We start from the raw sequence: 612 nt of genomic DNA, 5'->3' as shown, positions 1-612 counted from the left end.
AATACACGCCGCCGAAAGTCTGGACCTGGAGCAAGCCGAGCGGCGGCGCCTTCGCCAATATCAACCGGCCGGTCGCCGGCCCCACCCACGACAGGGAGCTGCCGGTCGGCAAGCATCCCCTCCAGCTTTATTCGCTGGCCACGCCGAATGGCCAGAAAGTCACCATCATGCTGGAGGAACTGCTGGCCGCTGGTCACGCCGGGGCCGAATACGACGCCTGGCTGATCCGCATCAATGAGGGCGACCAGTTCGGCAGCGGTTTTGTCGCGGTCAATCCGAACTCGAAGATCCCGGCCCTGCTCGACCGTTCAGGTTCCAAACCCATCCGCGTGTTCGAGTCCGGCGCCATTCTGGTTTATCTGGCGGAGAAGTTCGGCGCCTTCCTGCCAACGGAGCCGGCGGCGCGGGCCGAATGCCTGTCGTGGCTGTTCTGGCAGATGGGCAGCGCCCCGTACCTTGGCGGCGGCTTCGGCCATTTCTACGCCTACGCCCCGGTAAAGATTGAATACGCCATCGACCGTTTTGCGATGGAGGCCAAACGGCAGCTCGACGTGCTGAACCGCAGGCTGGCGGAAGCGCCCTGGCTCGGCGGCGACGCCTACACCATCGCCG

At 64.9% G+C, this 612-nt stretch carries 1 protein-coding gene; it reads left to right on the top strand.

What is annotated here, in order from left to right; translation table 11 throughout:
- Positions 1-612, top strand: a 612-nt coding sequence (gene yghU, locus AC4FS3_RS29080; RefSeq protein WP_491023430.1) for a glutathione-dependent disulfide-bond oxidoreductase, incomplete at both ends; no start/stop codon positions are given.

This window comes from Pseudogemmobacter sp. TB195, from assembly GCF_058313095.1.
Note: the sequence above shows the minus strand (reverse complement) of the source record. Positions and strands in the feature narration are given on the sequence as shown.